Source organism: Rhodobacter sp. 4.3.4, from assembly GCF_058724655.1.
In genome coordinates this window covers 664881-683077 of record NZ_CM178967.1, presented here as the reverse complement: position 1 = coordinate 683077, position 18197 = coordinate 664881, and the positions used below count along the sequence as shown (strand labels likewise).

The 18197-nt window shown below is 68.4% G+C and carries 17 protein-coding genes; 7 read left to right on the top strand and 10 right to left on the bottom strand.

Going from position 1 to position 18197, the window contains the following annotated elements:
* Window positions 1-100: 100 nt before the first annotated feature.
* The 5 genes from AC4PTB_RS03355 to AC4PTB_RS03335 all read right to left on the bottom strand — a co-directional run bounded on the left by AC4PTB_RS03355 (window position 101) and on the right by AC4PTB_RS03335 (window position 3525).
* The gene (locus AC4PTB_RS03355) at window positions 101-307 is read right to left on the bottom strand and encodes a hypothetical protein (protein WP_492191687.1); all 207 of its coding nucleotides are present in this window, start codon (window positions 305-307) and stop codon (window positions 101-103) included.
* A 61-nt stretch (window positions 308-368) separates the two neighbouring features.
* The gene (locus tag AC4PTB_RS03350) at window positions 369-530 is read right to left on the bottom strand and encodes a hypothetical protein (RefSeq protein WP_492191686.1); all 162 of its coding nucleotides are present in this window, start codon (window positions 528-530) and stop codon (window positions 369-371) included.
* A 70-nt stretch (window positions 531-600) separates the two neighbouring features.
* Window positions 601-807 carry a cold-shock protein gene (locus AC4PTB_RS03345; protein WP_013066351.1) on the bottom strand — a complete coding sequence of 69 codons (207 nt, stop codon included), beginning with the start codon at window positions 805-807 and terminating at the stop codon, window positions 601-603.
* A 221-nt stretch (window positions 808-1028) separates the two neighbouring features.
* The gene (locus tag AC4PTB_RS03340; protein ID WP_492191685.1) at window positions 1029-1484 is read right to left on the bottom strand and encodes a hypothetical protein; all 456 of its coding nucleotides are present in this window, start codon (window positions 1482-1484) and stop codon (window positions 1029-1031) included.
* Window positions 1485-1611: 127 nt separating this feature from the next.
* Complete coding sequence (locus AC4PTB_RS03335; RefSeq protein ID WP_492191684.1) at window positions 1612-3525, bottom strand: potassium transporter Kup; 1914 nt, start codon at window positions 3523-3525, stop codon at window positions 1612-1614.
* Between the two features lie 331 nt (window positions 3526-3856).
* Between AC4PTB_RS03335 and AC4PTB_RS03330 the strand changes: the two genes are divergently transcribed.
* Both AC4PTB_RS03330 and AC4PTB_RS03325 read left to right on the top strand, forming a co-directional pair.
* Complete coding sequence (locus AC4PTB_RS03330; protein ID WP_492191683.1) at window positions 3857-4846, top strand: TerC family protein; 990 nt, start codon at window positions 3857-3859, stop codon at window positions 4844-4846.
* A 144-nt stretch (window positions 4847-4990) separates the two neighbouring features.
* Window positions 4991-6475 (top strand): alpha/beta hydrolase, encoded by a 1485-nt coding sequence (locus AC4PTB_RS03325; RefSeq protein ID WP_492191682.1) that lies wholly within the window; start codon window positions 4991-4993, stop codon window positions 6473-6475.
* A gap of 3 nt (window positions 6476-6478) precedes the next feature.
* Here AC4PTB_RS03325 and mntR read toward each other — a convergent pair whose 3' ends face one another.
* Window positions 6479-6907 carry a manganese-binding transcriptional regulator MntR gene (mntR, locus tag AC4PTB_RS03320; protein WP_492191681.1) on the bottom strand — a complete coding sequence of 143 codons (429 nt, stop codon included), beginning with the start codon at window positions 6905-6907 and terminating at the stop codon, window positions 6479-6481.
* 154 nt (window positions 6908-7061) lie between these two features.
* Here mntR and AC4PTB_RS03315 point away from each other — a divergent pair, with 154 nt between their 5' ends.
* Window positions 7062-8357 (top strand): Nramp family divalent metal transporter, encoded by a 1296-nt coding sequence (locus AC4PTB_RS03315; RefSeq protein ID WP_492191680.1) that lies wholly within the window; start codon window positions 7062-7064, stop codon window positions 8355-8357.
* A gap of 49 nt (window positions 8358-8406) precedes the next feature.
* On the opposite strand, the gene AC4PTB_RS03310 is transcribed toward AC4PTB_RS03315, so the two are convergent.
* A complete protein-coding gene (locus AC4PTB_RS03310) occupies window positions 8407-9168 on the bottom strand; it encodes a TIM barrel protein (protein ID WP_492191679.1) in 762 nt (253 codons plus the stop codon).
* A 2-nt stretch (window positions 9169-9170) separates the two neighbouring features.
* Window positions 9171-9755, bottom strand: a complete 585-nt coding sequence (locus tag AC4PTB_RS03305; protein ID WP_492191678.1) for a DUF1285 domain-containing protein — start codon at window positions 9753-9755, stop codon at window positions 9171-9173.
* Window positions 9756-9827: 72 nt separating this feature from the next.
* Between AC4PTB_RS03305 and AC4PTB_RS03300 the strand changes: the two genes are divergently transcribed.
* The 4 genes from AC4PTB_RS03300 to AC4PTB_RS03285 are packed head-to-tail and all read left to right on the top strand — an operon-like array spanning window position 9828 to window position 16571.
* Window positions 9828-10841 (top strand): AAA family ATPase, encoded by a 1014-nt coding sequence (locus tag AC4PTB_RS03300; protein WP_492191677.1) that lies wholly within the window; start codon window positions 9828-9830, stop codon window positions 10839-10841.
* Window positions 10838-11746, top strand: coding sequence for a DUF58 domain-containing protein (locus tag AC4PTB_RS03295; RefSeq protein ID WP_492191676.1), 909 nt, complete (start codon window positions 10838-10840; stop codon window positions 11744-11746). Before AC4PTB_RS03300 ends, AC4PTB_RS03295 begins: the two co-directional genes overlap by 4 nt.
* On the top strand, window positions 11743-14475 hold the full coding sequence (locus tag AC4PTB_RS03290; protein ID WP_492191675.1) for a DUF4159 domain-containing protein: 2733 nt from the start codon (window positions 11743-11745) through the stop codon (window positions 14473-14475). The genes AC4PTB_RS03295 and AC4PTB_RS03290 overlap by 4 nt, the downstream gene beginning before the upstream one ends.
* On the top strand, window positions 14472-16571 hold the full coding sequence (locus tag AC4PTB_RS03285) for a hypothetical protein (RefSeq protein ID WP_492191674.1): 2100 nt from the start codon (window positions 14472-14474) through the stop codon (window positions 16569-16571). Before AC4PTB_RS03290 ends, AC4PTB_RS03285 begins: the two co-directional genes overlap by 4 nt.
* Here the strand turns inward: AC4PTB_RS03285 and AC4PTB_RS03280 are convergent.
* Both AC4PTB_RS03280 and AC4PTB_RS03275 read right to left on the bottom strand, forming a co-directional pair.
* Window positions 16559-17710: an amidohydrolase gene (locus AC4PTB_RS03280; RefSeq protein ID WP_492191673.1), complete on the bottom strand. Its 1152-nt coding sequence runs from the start codon at window positions 17708-17710 to the stop codon at window positions 16559-16561. The two genes, AC4PTB_RS03285 and AC4PTB_RS03280, sit on opposite strands and share 13 nt — an antisense overlap.
* Entirely contained in the window at window positions 17710-18132 is a 423-nt protein-coding gene (locus tag AC4PTB_RS03275) for a DUF1489 family protein (protein WP_492191672.1), read from the bottom strand. Before AC4PTB_RS03275 ends, AC4PTB_RS03280 begins: the two co-directional genes overlap by 1 nt.
* Window positions 18133-18197 lie beyond the last annotated feature (65 nt).

Below are 18197 nucleotides of genomic sequence, written 5' to 3'. Positions count from 1 at the left end.
ATGAAAGGGCGGAAGCGGCGCAGGGACTGCGCCGCTTCCCCTCCCGGTGAGAAACCCGGCAGAAGCAGGATGCGGCTGCGCCGCCCCCGCCTCGATACCGTCACCGGGAAACGGGTCGGATCGCCTGTCCGTTGAAGGACCGGATCGGATCATGCGCCGGACGGTCGGACCGTCGCGGGCCTTGCGGCAGCGTGCCCTGACCCAGGCGTTCGAAAAAGTCCCGCCAGCCCAGACCGGACTGGGCCGGGTGGCTGCGCGGGAAAGAGGCCATGGGCGCGGGGCCCAGGGCAGGTTGGGTATGCGTCATTCAGGTCTTTCCGCCGCGCCGGGGCTTTCCGGGGCGGCAAGGGGGCATCGGGACGGAGGGGTCATCTTGCGGGCTTCGCGTCCGGCAGGGCCGCCGCATCGCGCGCAAGACGGGCCGCCTTGAGCGCGGCGGAGCGATCCGCGCGCTTCGTGGCTTCCGTCTCGATGATCAGTTTCGCCGCGGCCGCCGTCTTGTCATGCGGCGTTTGCGGCGCAAGGGGCATCTCCCGGAACAGGCCGGGAGACGGAGACTTGCGTGGGGGGGACATGGCTGTCGTCCGCAATCGCTGCGGATCAGACCAGAGCCAGGTCGCAGGCCGACTTGCGGCCATCGCGGCCGGATTCGATCTGGAAGGTCACCTTGGCGCCATCGACGAGACGCGAGATCCCGGCACGCTCGACGGCCGAGATATGCACGAACACGTCCTGCGCGCCACCTTCCGGCTCGATGAAGCCGAAACCTTTGTTCTGATTGAAAAACTTCACGGTGCCATTGGCCATCGTGATCACTCCTTCATGAGGATGCTGCCCGCGGAATGCGACAGCTCGGCTTGGTCGGGACTAAAAGCAGACTGAAGCCGATGAAGGAGACAGGGTGCGGTCAGAAGAACTTCGCTGCACCCTGCATAGCAGAGTTTGCAGGTTTTGCACCGATTCGTTTCGGGTTTTCAAAACAATCCTGCGGCGACGGCAAGACGGCGGTTTTCCCCCGGGCGCGCGGCTCAGAACAGCAGCTTGTAGCTGTTGCCGCGCGTGTCGGTCACGGTGCCGGTGCCGCTTTGAGTGCCCGATCCCATGATGAAGGTGCCCTGCAGCCGGGTGCCGTCCTTGCACACGGCATAGACCTCGCCGGTGTTGACGCCGCCGACATCCTCGGTCGAATTCTTGTAGCTGCCGCCCAGATCCTTGAGCTTCAGCGACAGGCCGCGTTCATGCGTCTTCACCCGCGGCTGCACGCTCGACCAGGTGCCGCTGCATTTGGTCTTGTTCGGCTTCGGCAGCTTGAACCAGATCTGCCCCGAGGTTTCGCTGTCCTCGGTGATCGAGATCGGAATCGCCGTCGAGGGGTTCTGCTCGGCGATCGGTCCGCTCAGCGGGTAAAGCCGGAACGAGCTGTTCGCGCCGCAAGCGGACAGCGCGGTGACGGTGATCAGGGCAAGCGCAAGACGCGAGGTCACGGGAATCTCTCCAGAGGCGGTGCACCGGGCAGGGTCGCAATGGCGGGGGCGCCATCGACCGCAGGGGTTAGAAAGGATTTGGCCGCCCCCGTCAACCCGCGATCTGCCGGGCCGGGGGGCGGTCACATCACACGTTCACGAGCGTACCCAGTTCCACCACGCGCGAGGCCGGGATGCGGAAGTAATCCGACGACCGCGTCGCGTTGCGCGCAAGGTAGAAGAAGAACAGGCTTTGCCAGGCCGGCATCCGGCGTTGCCCCGACAGTTTCAGCGAGCGTTGCGACAGGATGAACGAGGTCGCCATGATGTCGAACTTCCAGCCCAGCTTGCGGCACTGCAAAAGCGCTTTCGGCACATCGGGTTCCTCGGCATAGCCGAAGCGCAGCTGCACGCGGCGGAAGCGCTCGTTCAGCTCTTCCATGTTCACCCGGTCTTCCGGGGCGACGCGCGGCACATCCTCGGTGACGATGGTCAGGATCACGATATGCTCGTGCAGCGCCTTGAAGTGCTTGAGGCTGTGCAGCATCGCCGCGGGCACCATGTCAGGCGTGCCGGTCAGATAGATCGCCGTGCCCGGCACGGCCGAGATCGACTTCGAATCCATCTGCCGGAAGATCATGTCGAGCGGCACGTCGTTTTCGCGTTCCAGCTTGAGGATGATCGCCGCGCCGCGCCGCCAGGTCCACATCAAAAGGATCATCCCCCCGGCGATCGCCAGCGAGACATAGCCCCCCGAGAAGATCTTCATCGAGTTGGCGCCGAAGAACACCAGATCGAGCGCAAGGAAGGGCAGGATCATCGCCACCGCCAGCAGCAGCGGCAGCTTCCACAGCTTGTGCGCCACGATCATCACCAGGATCGAGGTGATGCACATCTCGCCGGTGACGGAAATCCCGTAGGCCGCCGCCAGCGCCGAGGACGAGCCGAAGACCACGATCAGCATCAGAACGCCCAGCATCAGCCAGAAGTTCACCTCGGGCATGTAGATCTGCCCCTGCTGGGTGTCCGAGGTCTGCCGGATCCGCAGCCGCGGGATCAGCTTCAGCTGCACCCCCTGCTGGGTCAGCGAATAGGCGCCCGAAATCACCGCCTGGCTGGCGATGACGGTGGCCATCGCCGCCAGAACGATCATCGGCAACAACGCCCAGTCCGGGTAAAGCCGGAAGAACGGGTTTTCGATCGCGCCGGGGTTGGTCAGCAAAAGCGCGCCCTGACCGTAGTAGTTCAGAAGCAGCGCGGGCATGACGACGAACAGCCAGGACACCTGGATCGGGCGGCGGCCGAAATGGCCAAGGTCGGCATAAAGCGCCTCGGCCCCGGTCACCGCCAGGAAGGCCGCGCCCAGAATGGCAAGGCCCAGCGGACCGTTCGAGGTCACCAGCTCCGCCGCGCGGAGCGGGTTGAGCGCCCCGAGCACCACCGGCGCCTGGATGAGGTTCATGAAGCCGCCCACCGCCAGCGCGGTGAACCAGACCATCATCACCGGGCCGAAGAATTTCGCCACCGCCGAGGTGCCCTTGCTCTGAAACACGAACAAAAGCACGATGATGACGACGGCCAAGGGCACGATGAAGGGCTCGAAGGCGGGGGTGACCAGCTTCAGCCCCTCGATCGCGCCCAGAACCGAGACCGCGGGCGTCACCGCGGCATCGCCGTAAAACAGCCCCGCGCCCAGCATGCCCAGCGCCAGCACGATCGGCGTCGGCCGCCCCATCGCGCGCTGCACCAGCGCCAGCAGCGAGAAGGTCCCGCCCTCGCCGTCATTGTCGGCCATCATCAGGATGATGACATATTTGATCGTGACGACGATGATCAGCGCCCAGGTGATGACGGAAAGGACGCCCAGAACATGTTCGGGGTCGACGCCGCCGCCATGGGCGCCCGACGCCACCATCGCTTCGCGATAGGCGTAAAGCGGAGAAGTGCCGATATCGCCATAGACGACACCGATCGCGGCGAGGGAGGTCAGCGCGAGTCCCGTCTTGGCGTGGCTCTGGCTGCGATCTCCCTGCTCGGGGATCTCGGATTCGTTTTTGGTCATGCAGGTGTGACTCGGGTCACCGGAACGTGATTTCCGGCCTTGGCTTCTTAACGATGTGCGGCGGCATGCGCCACCGGATTCGTATCCGCCCCGGAAATGCCCGAAAACCGCCCGACGAAAAAATGGAAAAAATGTCGCACCCGGGGGGTTGAACTCCCGCTTGCCCTGCCCAAAATAGGAGGAGCGGGCCGGGCCCCTCTGGCGTCGGAAGTTCCTCCAAGCTTCCACGTGATGTCGGACCGCATCGACACCCGCTCGATGGTCGCGCCCGGCAGATGGTCTGTCATCAGCCGGGCGACCAGACGGCGGCAAACCGCAAGAGGTCGCCCACGTGGAACTCATTTTTCTGTCTTTTCTTGGCCAGCCGCTCTGGATGTGGCTGCTTTTTGTCAGCCTTGTGCTGACCCTTCTCGCGCTTGATCTGGGCGTGCTGAACAAGGACGATCACGAAATCGGCATCGCGGAAAGCCTGAGGCTTTCGGCGATGTATATCGCGCTTGGCCTTGGCTTTGCTGGCTTCGTCTTCTGGCAGTTGGGCGCCACCGCCTCGGCGCAATATCTGACCGCCTTCGTGGTCGAGAAATCGCTCTCGATCGACAACATCTTCGTCATCGCGCTGATCTTCGGCTTCTTCGCCGTGCCGCGGCAATATCAGCGCCGGGTGCTGTTCTGGGGTATCCTGGGCGTGATCGTGCTGCGCGGGCTGATGATCGGCCTTGGCGCGACGCTGGTCGCCCAATACCACTGGGTGCTTTATATCTTCGCCGCCTTCCTGATCCTGACCGGCATCAAGATGCTGTTTTCGGCCGACAAGGAGCACGAGATCACCGAAAACGGCCTGATCCGCTTCCTGCGCCGCCACCTGCATGTCACCGACGGCCCGCGCGGCCATGCCTTCTTCGTCACCGAACCCGACAGCAAGACCGGCCGCCTTGTCCGCCATGCGACGCCGCTGTTCCTTGCCCTGGTGATGATCGAGCTGGCCGACCTCGTCTTCGCGGTCGACTCGGTGCCCGCGGTCTTCACCATCACCACCGATCCCTACATCGTCTACACCTCGAACATCTTCGCGATCCTCGGCCTGCGGGCGCTTTACTTCGCGCTCTCCGCGATCCTCGCCCGCTTCGCCTATCTGAAATACGCGCTCTCGGTGCTTCTGGTGTTCATCGGCTCCAAGGTCTTCGTGGCCGAGGCGATGGGTTGGGAAAAATTCCCTCCGGCCTGGTCGCTTGGCATCACCTTCGCCATCCTTGCCGCAGGCATCCTTTTCTCGCTGTGGAAGACGGGCGCAGCGAGAGAGCCGGCTCATCCGGCGGAATGAAGACATCCCCGTCAATCCTCCAAAACTGAGAACGCGGTGCCCCGATCCTCCGGTCGGGGCATCGCACTTTCGGGGCCATCCGTCGCCTTGATCGGTCGGGGCTTTGCCGCAGATAGAGAGACATCCGTTTTCCCGAGGTTCCCGTTGCGTCACCCCCTCCGCCATCTGGCCACCTTCGCCCTTGCCCTTGTCCTGATCCTGACCTCGGTCTTCATGCTCGAGCGTGACCGGGCCGGGCTTGCCATCACCGATTTTAAGGTCGGCACGACCCCGGTGACGCTGTTCCAGCAGCCCGGCGCAACCGGCCCCGCCGTGGTGATCGCGCATGGTTTCGCCGGATCGCGGCAGATCATGCAGGCCTATTCGCTGCGGCTGGCGCAGGCGGGCTATCGCGTGCTGGCCTTCGACAGCGAGGGGCACGGCCGCAACCCGCAGCCGATGCGCGGCGACGTGACAAAGATCGACGGCACGACGGTGTTTCTGGTGGCCGAGCTGCGCCGGGTGATCGCCGCCGCCCGCGCCCTGCCCGGCGCCCCAGGCGTCTCGCTGCTGGGGCATTCGATGGCGACCGACATTCTGGTCCGCGCCGCCGAACAGGAGGCCGAGGCCGGGCAGCCGGTCGATGCCGTGGTGGCGATCTCGATGTTCTCGCAGGCGGTCACGGCCAGCGAACCGCCGCGGCTTCTGGTGATTTCGGGCGAATGGGAGGGGGGCTTGCGCGGCTTTGCCCTCGACTATCTGCATCAGGTCGACCCGGGCAAGGGCGAGGGCGAGCTGGCCAGCGCCGGTCCGGTCGCGCGCATGGCCGTCGTGGCGCCGCATGTGGAACATGTCGGCGTGCTGTACAGCCCGACCGCGGTCATCGCCGCACGCGACTGGCTCGATGACACCTACAAACGCGTTTCGACGGGTGACGTGTCCGCGATGGGGGTCTGGATTGTCGTGCTGCTGATCGGCCTCGTGCTGGCGGTGCATCCGCTGGCGGTGCTGCAGCCCAAACGCGCCGATCCCGCGCCGGTGCCGGTGCGGCGGTTCCTGCTCGCCGCGATCCTGCCCGCGCTGATCGTTCCGGCCGTGCTGACGCGGTTTCACATCGACTTTCTGCCGGTTCTGGTCGCCGATTACCTGATGGTGCATCTGGCCTGTTACGGGCTGTTGCAGATCACGCTGCTGCGCGGCTGGCAGGGCCTGCGCACCGGGCTGTCGCTGCTGCCGGTGGGGCTGTTCCTGATCTGGGGACTTGGCGCCTTTGGCCTTGCGCTCGATCGCTATGCCGCCAGCTATTGGCCCTCGCCCGAGCGTCTTCTGCTGATCGCCGTCCTGGCCTTCGGCACCGTGCCCGCGCTGATTGCCGATGCGCAGCTGACCGAGGCCGGGCATGCGGCGCTCTGGCGCCGGATCGTCGGGCGGGTGTTCCTGTTCGGCTCGTTCGCCCTCGCCGCGGCGCTCGATTTCGACCGGCTGATGTTCCTTCTGATCGCGCTGCCGCTTTTGCTGCTGTTCTTCTGCGTGCACGGGCTGATGGGGCGCTGGATCGCGCGGCGCTCCGGCGCCACCGTCGCCGGGCTGGGGCTGGGCCTGTGTCTGGCCTGGGTGCTGGGGGTCTGCTTCCCGCTGTTCAGCCCGTAAGGCTCAGCCCCGCTGCGCCAGATAGGCCTCGAAGGCGCGCAGCGTCGCCTCGGAGACATGATGCTCCAGCCCCTCGGCATCGATCTCGGCGGTCTCGGCGGGCACCCCCACCGCGATCAGCAGATCGACCACGACCCGATGCCGCATCCGCACCCGCGCCGCCAGCTCGGCGCCCAGCTCGGTCAGGAACACGCCGCGATAGGGCCGCGACACCGCCAGCCCCTCGCGCTTGAGCCGCGCCACCGCCTTTGTCGCCGTCGGATGCGTCACCCCCATCCGCGCCGCGATATCGGTGATCCGCGCCTCGCCCATCTGCTGCGCCAGATCGTCGATCATCTCGGCGTAATCTTCCAGCACCGCCATCGCCTGCGCCTCCCGGGCGCGGGAAAAACGCATCGTCGTCAGATCGGCAGGGGCGGTCTCTTCGGGCATCTGGGGTCCTTTTTGCGCCATTTTATCGCCTTGCCCCGGGATTGGAAACGCCCCCCGGAGCCGCACCGGGTTTTTGCCCGCCCGCTCCGGGAAGCCACTTGACAGAAGTGTAGCCGAGGCTTCATTTTGCAGCAACAGCTTCCAGAGGCGCAGAATGATCCAGGAAAACTCCCTGTCCGGGCGGGCCCGGGCGACGATGTCGGCGGTGATCGGCGGCGAAAGGCGCGGCCCGCTGGCGATGCTCGCCTTTGTCGGCCCGGCGGTGATCGCCTCGGTCGCCTATATGGACCCGGGCAATTACGCGACGAACATCCAGGCGGGGGCGGGCTACGGCTATGCGCTGCTTTGGGTGGTGCTGATGGCGAATCTGATCGCGATGCTGTTTCAGGCGCTCTCGGCGCGGCTGGGCATCGTCACCGGGCGCAACCTTGCAGAACTCAGCCGCGATCACCTGCCCCGCCCGCTGGTTCTGTGCATGTGGGCGGTCAGCGAGGTCGCCGCGATGGCCACCGATCTGGCCGAATTCCTGGGCGGCGCCATCGGCTTTTCGCTACTGCTGGGGATTCCGCTTCTGTGGGGCATGGCGCTGACCGCGGTGATCACCTATGCGATCCTGCTCTTCGAGGCGCAGGGCTTCCGGCCGATGGAACTGGCGATCGGTGCCATGGTGGGCGTGATCGGGCTGTGCTATCTGGCCGAGGTGCTGATCGCGCCGATCGACTGGGGTCAGGCGGTGGGCGGCCTGACCACACCGAGCCTGCCCGATGCGGGCGCGCTGACGATTGCAGTGGGCATCATCGGCGCCACGGTCATGCCGCATGCGATCTTCCTGCATTCCGGCCTGACGCAGAACCGCGCCATTCTGGGCAATGACAGCGACCGGCGCCGGATGGTGCGGATCTCGAATATCGAGGTGGTCGTGGCGCTGGCGGGGGCGGGGCTGATCAACATGGCGATGGTGATGATGGCGGCCTCGGCCTTCCACAACGGCCATGCCGAGGTGGCGGAAATCGAGACCGCCTATCACACGCTGACCCCGCTTCTGGGCGGCTTTGCGGCCTCGGCCTTCCTGCTCTCGCTGATCGCCTCGGGGATTTCATCCTCGGTCGTCGGCACGATGGCGGGGCAGATGATCATGCAGGGCTTCCTGCGGGTGAACCTGCCGCTCTGGCTGCGCCGTGCGGTGACGATGGTGCCCGCCTTCCTCGTCGTCGCCTCGGGCGCCAATGCCACCGATGCGCTGGTGATGAGCCAGGTCGTGCTGTCGATCGCCCTGCCGGTGCCGATGCTCGCTCTGCTGTGGCTGATCCGCAAACCCGAGGTGATGGGCGCCTTCGTCCCCGCACGCAAGGTTCAGGCGGCGGCGGCCTTGGGTGCCTGCCTCGTGCTCTCGCTCAACATGGTCCTGCTGCTGGGCGCCTTCGGCATCGAGATGCCCTTCCTGTCCTGACCGCTTTCAGCTTGGCTCAAGGTCCCGGGGGGCGGCGCCCTCACCCGGCCTATTTCCTGCGCTTCTTCGGTGCCGCCACCGGCGCGGGCGGCATCCAGCCCAGCCCCGCCGCGGTCGTCACCTTCGGCGTGTAATCCGCGCTCACCCAGCCCTTGTAGCCCGCCGCCGCAAGCTGGCTCAGGAAGGCGGTCACGTCCCAGCCATCCGATCCCGGCTCGGCCCGGTCCGGCGCCGAGGCGAGCGAAACATGGCGCAGAGCGGCGCCGAACCGTTCCGCCAAAGCCTCGGGCGCCGCGCCGAGCGCCACCGCGGTTGCCGTGTCCAGACAGAGGCCGAGATTGTCCGCGCCGACCGCCTCCAGCACCTCGGCCAGCTGATCAAAGCTGTGCAGAAAGCTGCCCCCGGGTCGCGGCGCCAGGGTGAAGACGCGCTTGGGCGCCACTTCCGTTGCCCAGCGCAGATTGCGCAAAAGCGTCCCGGTGTCGCCCTCGGGGCCGGGCAGGATCTCGATGGCCCCGGGTTTGAGCACCTCGGCATAGCGCAGCATCCGCTTGAAATCGCGCTGAAACCGCTCTTCACCCCCGGGCGTCGCGGCAAAGCCCGGAGGGGCGCCGGTGTAATTGGGCGGCGGCGCCACCATCGCCGCAAACATCAGCCCCGACAGCACCAGCAGGTCGCGCAGCTCCTGCACCGGCCCGTCATAGGGCGAGGCCAGGCTCACCCCCGCAAAACCCGCCGCCTGCGCCGCCGGAAACCGCGCCGCCAAGGGCAGTTCCTGAAACAGCGTGGTCAGATCGGCGGCCAGTTTCACCCTCACATCTCCGCCATCCGCTGGATCGGAAAGAACACCCCGCCCGAGGTCAGCCCAAGCCAGTCCTCGCCCGCATGCGGGCCGGGCGCGGCCAGATCGACCAGCCGGTAAAAGGTCTTGCGGTCGATCCGCGCCTCAAGGCCCCGGCGCACATGCAGATAGGGCCGCGGCTCGCCATCCGCCGCGATCTCCACCCGGATCGGATGCTCCGGCCCCGCCAGCACCTCGTCGCCGACATTGGTCACGAAGCGCAGATCCCCCGCCTCGGCGGTGCAATCGACGGCAAGGAAGGGCGCGTCCTGCACCCGGATGCCCACCTTTTCGACCGGGGTCACCAGATAGAACCTGCCGTCTTCCAGCTTCAGCACCGATGCGAAAAGCCGCACCAAAGCCTCGCGGCCGATCGGCGTGCCCAGATAGAACCAGGTCCCGTCGCGGCGGATCTCGATGTCCAGATCGCCGCAATAGGGCGGGTTCCACAGATGCACCGGCGGCGGCCCCTTGGCCCCGGCCTGTCGCACGGCCGCGGCGATCCCCTCGGCATCGGGCGGCTTCACGGCGAATTGTGGCGCGGCTGTCTCGGTCATCTTCTCTTTGCGGTTGGGCTACGGCGGTTTATCTGTTTCTCTGACGATATAACGCGCAACCGGAGCCCTGTCATGACCAAGACCGATACCCTTCTGGCCGAGATCGAGCTTCTGGGCAGCAAACTGGGCGCCGCCCGTGCCTCGGTGAACCGCCGCTTCATCGGTCAGGAACGGGTGGTGGAACTGACCTTGGCGGCGCTGCTCTCGGGCGGGCATGCGCTTTTGGTGGGCCTGCCGGGTCTGGGCAAGACGATGCTGGTTGACACGCTGGCCACGGTGATGGGCCTTGCGCCTGCGCGCATTCAGTTCACCCCCGATCTGATGCCCGCCGATATCCTAGGCTCCGAGGTGCTGGAAACCGCCGCCGATGGCACGCGGGCGTTTCGCTTTCTTGAGGGGCCGATTTTCTGCCAGCTTCTGATGGCCGATGAGATCAACCGCGCCAGCCCCCGCACGCAATCGGCGCTTTTGCAGGCGATGCAGGAGCGCGAGGTGACGGTGGCGGGCGTGCATCGGCCGCTCGGGCCGCCCTTTCATGTGCTTGCGACGCAAAACCCGATCGAGCAGGAGGGCACCTATCCCCTGCCCGAGGCGCAGCTGGACCGTTTCTTGGTGCAGGTCGATGTCGACTATCCGACCCGCGCCACCGAACGCGACATTCTTCTGGCAACGACCGGGGTCGAGGCTGCAACCGCCATCGCCGTCTTCACCCCCGCCGAGCTGATCGCGGCACAGCAACTCGTCCGCCGCATGCCGGTGGGCGATACCGTCGTCGAGGCGATCCTCGATCTGGTCCGCGCCTGCCGCCCCGGCGAGCCCGAGGCGCTGCCCGTCATCCGCGACAGCCTTGCCTGGGGCCCCGGCCCGCGCGCCGCGCAGGCGCTGATGCTGACGGTGCGGGCGCGGGCGCTGCTCCATGGCCGCCTCGCGCCCGGGCTTGACGATGTGGCGGCGCTCGCCCGTCCGGTGCTCAGCCACCGCATGGCGCTGACCTTCGCCGCCCGCGCCCGCGGCGAGACGCTGCCCGCCATCATCGCCCGCGCCGTGACCGAAATCCTTGGCACCGAAGCCGAGGCCGCCGCGTGAGCGACCCCCTTCCCGAGGCGGCCGCCCGCGATCTGCGCCGTGCGGCCGAGGCGGAAGCCGCAGCCCTGCCCGCGCTTTTGATTTCCGCCGAACATCTGGCCAATACCGTGCAGATGGGGGGGCATGGCCGCCGCCGGGCCGGCGCAGGCGAGGATTTCTGGCAATACCGCCCGGCGCATGCGGGCGATGCCGCCCGCTTCATCGACTGGCGCCGCTCGGCCCGCTCCGACAGCCAGTTCGTCCGCGACCGCGAGGCGCAACTGGCGCAATCCTTGTGCCTTTGGGTCGATCCCGGGGCCTCGATGCGCTTTACCGGCGCCGGGACCGGCCGGACCGCCCGGCCCGAGAAACTGTCCCGCGCCCGGCTGCTGGCGCTGGCGCTGGCGATTTCCGCGCTGCGGGCGGGGGAACGGGTGGGGCTGACCAGCCCGCTCGCCCCGCCGCGTCCGGGCAAGGCGCAGTTGCTGACCCTGGCCCAGGCGCTTCTGGCCGAAAGCTCGGCGCAGGACCATGTCGTCCCCGATCTTTCCGCCGTGGCCCCGCAGGCGCGGCTTGTGCTACTGTCGGATTTCTTCGCCGATCCGGCGGGGCTGGAAACCGCGCTTTTGGGCGCGGCCGGGCGCGGCGTCAGTGGCGTTCTGTTGCAGGTGCTGGACCCGGCCGAGGAAGAATTTCCCTATGACGGCCGCACGATCTTCACCTCGATGGCGGGCGGGCTGCGGTTTGAAACCCGCGAGGCGGGCGATCTGCGCGCGCGCTACCGCGCCCGGCTGGCCGAGCGGCGCGATCACCTGGCCCGCATCGCCCGGCAGGCGGGCTTCGCCTTTTCCAGCCATCACACCGGCGCCCCGGCGCAGGCGGCGCTTTTGTGGCTGCATGGCGCCCTTGCGGGGGGCTGGCGATGACGCTGCTCGGTCCGCTTGGCTTCACCGCGCCCTGGCTTCTGGCGGGCCTTGTCGCGCTGCCGCTGCTGTGGTGGCTTCTGCGCGCCACGCCGCCCGCGCCGATCCGGCGTCGCTTTCCGGGCGTGGCGCTGCTGCTGGGTCTGACCGATGCAACGGTGCAGGCCGAGCGCACACCCTGGTGGCTTCTGGCGCTGCGGATGCTGGCGCTGGCCGCTGCGATCATCGGCTTTGCCGGGCCGGTGCTGCATCCCGAAAAGCCTGATCCCGCCCGCGGGCCGCTGTTGATCCTGGAAGACGGCAGCTGGGCCTCGGCCGCCAGCTGGCCGCGCCGGGCCGAGCGGCTTGACCGGGCATTAAGCGAAGCCGCCGCCGCGGGCCGTCCGGTGGCGCTGATCTCGCTCGCCGATCCGCCCCCTGCCCCGCCGCCCTTCACCGAGGCCCGCGATCTGCTGGCCTCGCTGCCCGGGCTGCAACCGCGCGCCTGGGAACCCTCGATCGACCTTGATCCGGCACGGCTCCTGCCCGATGGACGCTATGACACGCTCTGGCTGTCGGACGGGCTGGACCGCGCCAGCCGCGCGCCGCTTGTGCAGGCGGTGCAGGCGCATGGCAGGCTGAAGGTCTGGCAGCCCGCAGGCCCGGTGCTGGCGCTTGGCGCGGCGACGGTCGATGGCGCCAGGCTGAACCTGCCGGTCCATGCCTCGGCCCCGGTCAATCGCGTGGTCGAGGTGGCGGCACTGGGGGCCGATCCCTCCGGCCTTGACCGGGAACTGGCCCGCCAGCCGGTGAGGCTGCGCGATCAGGCGCAGGCCGAGGCGGTGTTCGATCTGCCGCCCGAATTGCGCAACCGCATCACCCGCTTCGAGATTTCCGGCCTGCGCTCGGCCGGGGCCGTCAGCCTGACCGATGATGCGCAAAAGCGGCGCAAGGTGGCGCTGATCGCGCCCGGCTCGGCGCGCGAGGGGCTCGAACTGCTGTCGCCCACCCATTATCTGCATCAGGCGCTCGCCCCCTCGGCCGATCTGATCGAGGCGACGCTGGCCGATGCCCTGATGGTCAAGCCCGATGTGATCATTCTGGCCGATGTCGGCGAGGTTGCGGAAACGGCGGAGCTGCAGGCTTGGGTCGAAGCGGGCGGCATGCTGATCCGCTTTGCCGGGCCGCGGCTGGCCGCAACCGCGACCGGAGAGGATCCGCTTTTGCCGGTGCGGCTGCGGCAAGGCGGCCGGTCGGTCGGCGGCACGATGAGCTGGGGCGCACCGCGCAAGCTTGCCCCCTTTGCCGAGACCTCTCCCTTTGCCGGGCTGATCCTGCCCGAAGATGTCACCGTGCGCGAACAGGTTCTGGCCGAACCCGACCCGGATCTGGGCGCGCGCAGCATTGCCGCGCTGGCCGATGGCACGCCGCTCGTCACTCGCAAGGCGCTGGGTCAGGGGGCGGTGGTGCTGTTTCACGTCACGGCGAATGCGGAATGGTCGAACCTGCCGCTGTCGGGGCTGTTTCCGCAGATGCTGGAGCGGCTTTCCGTCTCCACCCGGCCCGCGGCCCCCACCGCCGAGGATCTGGCCGGTCAAAACTTCACCCTGCGCCAGCAGCTGGACGGGTTCGGGCTTCTGACCGCGACCGAGGCCGCGGCGGGGGTCAAGGGCGAGGATCTGGCCGAAGGCCCCCCCGGCCCCGCCCTGCCGCCCGGGCTTTACGCGACCACGGATCAGGTTCTGGCGCTCAACGCCCTGCCGCGCGGGCGCCAGCTGGCGCCTGCGCTCTGGCCTGCCGGCGTGACGCTCGAGGGCGAGGCTGCGCCGAAACAGCGGCCGCTGGCCGGGCTGGCGCTGGCCATCGCGCTGGTGGCGCTTTTGCTCGACATTCTGGCGACGCTGGCGCTGTCGGGGCGGCTGCGCGGCCCGCGCGCGGCGGCGGTGATCGCGCTGGCCGTGACGCTGCTGCCCAGCCCGCCGCAGGCGCAGACCATGCCCGAGTCGCGCGCCATCGAAGCCGCGTCGAACGTGGTGTTCGCCTTTGTGCCGACGGGGGATGCCAGCCTCGATGCGGTCTCAATGGCCGGGCTGCGCGGGCTGGGTCAGACCCTGACGCGGCGCACCACCGTCGAGCCTTCGGCGCCGATGCAGCTTGCGCTTGAAACCGACGATCTGGCGCTGTTCACGCTGATCTACTGGCCGGTGACCGAGACCGCGCCGACGCCCTCGCCCGCAGCTTACGTCAAGCTCAACCGCTATCTGCGCGGCGGCGGGATGATCCTGTTTGACACCCGCGACGCCGATCTGGCGGGGATGGGGGCGGCGACCGGGGCCGGGCGGCGGCTGCAGGCTTTGGCCGCGCCGCTTGACATTCCGCCGCTCGAACCGCTGCCCGCCGATCATGTGCTGACGCGCAGCTTTTACCTGCTGCAGACGATGCCCGGCCGCCATGACGGCCCGATCTGGGTCGAGGCCGCCCCCGCGGATGCCGCACAGGCCGAGGGGATGCCGTTTCGCAATCTGAATGACGGGGTGACGCCGGTGGTGATCGGCGGCAATGACTGGGCCTCGGCCTGGGCGGTCGATGAGGTCGGCCAGCCGATGTTCCCGGTCGGGCGCGGCGCGGGCGGCGAGCGCCAGCGCGAGATCGCCGCGCGGTTTGGCGTCAATCTGGTCATGCATGTGCTGACCGGGAATTACAAATCCGATCAGGTGCATGTGCCTGCGCTGCTGGAAAGGCTCGGGCAATGAACGGGGTTTCGATCGTCTTCGCGCCGCTTCTCCCCTGGCCGGTGCTGGCCGGGCTTGCGGGTCTGGCCGGGCTGCTGATTGCCGTCGCGCTCTGGCGCGGGCTGAAGGGCTGGGCCCTGCGGGGCTTCGCGGCGCTGGCGCTTTTCGGCGGGCTCGCGCAGCCCTCGGTCCAGCACGAGGAAAAGACCGCGCTGTCCGACATCGTGCTGCTCGTCGATGACCGCTCTGCCTCGCAGCGGCTGTCCGACCGCGGCGCGCAGACCGATGCGGCGCTGGCGCAGCTTTCGACCGCGATCACCGCGCTGCCGAATACCGAGCTGCGCCGCGCCACCGTGCGGGACGGCGCGCAGAACACGGGCACGCAGCTTGGCGCGGCGCTTTCCGAAGCCTTGGCGGCCGAGCCGCGCGGGCGGGTGGCGGGGGTGATCGTGCTGTCCGACGGGCGGCTGCATGACCCCGAGGCGCTGCCCGATCTGACCGCGCCGCTGCATTTGCTGCGCAGCGGGCACGCCAGCGACTGGGACCGGCGGCTGGTGATCGAGACCGCGCCCGCCTTCGGCATCCTGGGCGAGGAGACGGTGATCCGCCTGAAGGTCGAAGATAGCGGCGCCGTGCCGCAAGCGGCGGGAAGGATGACACGGCTGACGATCTCGATCGATGGCGCCGCGCCGCAGGACTATCCGGTGATGGTCGGGCAGGATCTGGAACTGCCCTTGAAGCTGGAGCACGCCGGGCAGAACGTGGTGCAGTTCAGTCTTGCCCCCGCGCCGGGACAGCTGACTGCGCGCAACGACAGCGCCGTGGTCAGCATCAACGGCGTGCGCGACCGGCTGCGGGTGCTTCTGGTCTCGGGCCAGCCGCATGCGGGCGAGCGGACCTGGCGGAACCTGCTGAAATCCGATGCCGGGGTGGATCTGGTGCATTTCACCATCCTGCGCCCGCCGGAAAAGCAGGATGGCACGCCGGTGTCGGAACTCTCGCTGATCGCCTTTCCGACGCAGGAGCTGTTTCTCGACAAGATCGACGAATTCGACCTGATCATCTTCGACCGCTATGCCGAGCGCGGCATCCTGCCCGCCGCCTATTTCGAGAATATCCGCGCCTATGTCGAACGCGGCGGCGCGGTGCTGGTCTCGGCCGGGCCGGAATTCGCGACCGTGGAAAGCCTGTGGCAGACGCCCCTGGGCGATATCCTGCCCGCGCGGCCGACCGGGCGGGTGCTGGCGCAGGCCTTTCTGCCGCGCCCGACCGAACTGGGCCTGCGCCATCCGGTGACAGCGGGGCTGACGGGGGCGCCACCGCCTGCGGGCGATCCGGGCCTCGCCCATTGGGGCCGCTGGCTGCGGCAGATCGAGCTGACCGGCGCGCGCGGCGAGGTGGTGATGAAAGGGATCGGCGATGCGCCTTTGCTGGTGCTGGACCGGGCGGGCAAGGGGCGGGTGGCGCTTCTGGCCTCCGATCACGCCTGGCTTTGGGATCGCGGCTATGAGGGCGGCGGGCCACAGCTGGAACTTTTGCGCCGCATCGCCCATTGGGCGATGAAGGAACCCGACCTTGAAGAAGAAGCGCTGCAGGCCGAGGTCGAGCCGGGCAGCCTGTCGGTCACGATCACCCGCCGCACGATGCAGGACAGGGCCGACCCGGTGCGGATCACCCGGCCCGATGGCACGATCGAAAGCCTGCCCCTGTCGCAGGTCGAGCCGGGGCGGTTCGCCACCGTCTGGACCGCGCCCGCCGAGGGGCTTTACCGGCTGAAACAGGAGGATCTGGAGCGCGTCGTGGCGCTGGGTCCGGCAACTGCGCGCGAATATGAAACCCCGGTCGCCTCTGGCGAAGCGCTGGCGCCCCTGATCGCCGCCTCGGGCGGATCCGAGACGGCGCTGGAAGAGGGTATCCCCGATCTGCGGCAGGTGCGGCCGGGCCGCGTCGCTGCCGGGCGCGGCTGGATCGGCGTCACCCCGCGCGAGGTCACGGCCACGACCGACATCCGGCTGACGGCGCTTTTGCCGGGCTGGGTCTGGCTGGCCCTTGTCGCGGCGGCCATCACTGCCGCCTGGCTGCGCGAGGGGCGGCGGCGGGGCGCTCAGCCCAGCTGATCGGCCAGGCAGCGCAGGAACAGCGCGGCGCCCACCGGAATGAGACTGTCGGGGAAATCGTAATCGGAATTGTGCAGGCTGGGGCTGGCCTCGCCCGCGCCCAGAAGCAGCATCGCCGCGGGGGCCAGCGCGCCGAAACGGCCAAAATCCTCGGAGGCGCGCATCGGCACTTCGGTCTCGCCCTCGGGGATCGCCTCGGCCGCCAGTGCCGCGCGCAGAACGGCCACCGCCTCGGGCGCATTGGTGCAGGCGGTGAAAATGTCATGATAGCTGATGGCCAGGCCCAAAGAGCCTGCGGCCCCGGCCACCTCGGCCTCGGTCGCGGCCACAAGCGCCGCCATCCCCGCATCGGTCTGGCTGCGCAGCGTCGCCCAAAGTTCGGCCTCGGCGGGGGCGATGCCGAAGGCGGGCTCGCCCAGCCGGGCATGGGTGACGGTGACCAGCGAAAACGCCGGATCGGTGACCGGGCCGCCCTTGCCCAGCGCGGGCAGCCGCGCGATCAGCTGCGCCAGCGCCGGACCCGGCGAAAGCCCCGTCTCGGGTTGCGCCGCATGGGCGGTGCGGCCAGTGAGCCGGATCTTCACCCCGCGCGAGGCGCAATTGGCAGGCCCGGGACGCACGACGCCCTGCCCCAGCGCCAGCCCGGGGTAATTGTGCAAGGACAGCGCCAGATCGGGGCGGATCTGCGCGAAAGCCGGATCGGCGATCACCGCCGCCGCGCCCGATCCGTCCTCCTCGGCGGGCTGGAACAGCAGCACCGCCCGGCCGCGCCGGGGTTTTTGCCGCGCCAGCCCCCGGGCCACGCCCGCGACAATCGCCATATGGCCATCATGCCCGCACAGATGCGCCTTGCCCGGCACCTGCGACCGATGCGCCACCGCCCCGGTTTCAAGGATAGGCAAGGCATCCAGCTCGCAGCGGATCAGCACCGTCGGCCCGGGCTCCGCCCCCTCCCAGATCGCCGCGACGCCATGGCCGCCAAGCCCGGTCAGAAGCCGGTCGGGCCGGGAGTTCCTCAGCTCCGCCACCACCGCCCGCGCGGTCCCGGCCTCCTCGCCCGAGACCTCGGGGGCGCGGTGCAGCGCCTGGCGGAAGGCGGTCAGCGCGATCACATCGGCATGGCTCAGCCGCGTCCGCATCAGCGCAGCCCGATCTCGGCCAAAGCCGCCTGCAGATCGCCGGGCAGGGGGTCTTCATGGCCGCGCCCGGCCGCAAGATCGCGCGGCGCCTCGGTCGCGGAAAAGTAGCGCCAGCCCTGAAACGGCCGCCGCGGCACGGCATCGGTGCGGATCACCGCCGGGTCGAGCACCATCGCGCAGCGGGCGATGCCATCGGCGCCGGTCACCGGCTGCAGATCCAGAATCTTCTGCCGCGCCAGGATCTGCCCCTTGATCACCCAGTAAAGCGATCCGCCCGCCAGAACCTCCTCGGCGCGCTTGGGCCACATCCGCGTCACATGCCGCGCCGGGCCGGTGCCGAAATGCGCGCGCTGCCAGTCGATCAGATCCTCGACGCCCTCTGCGCCAACACAAAGCTTGAGGATATGCAGCGGTTGTGTCATTGCCTTCTTTCCTGTCCCAAGCGCCCAGACCATTCGGTCAAAAACGCTACAAGTGGTCTTCCGTT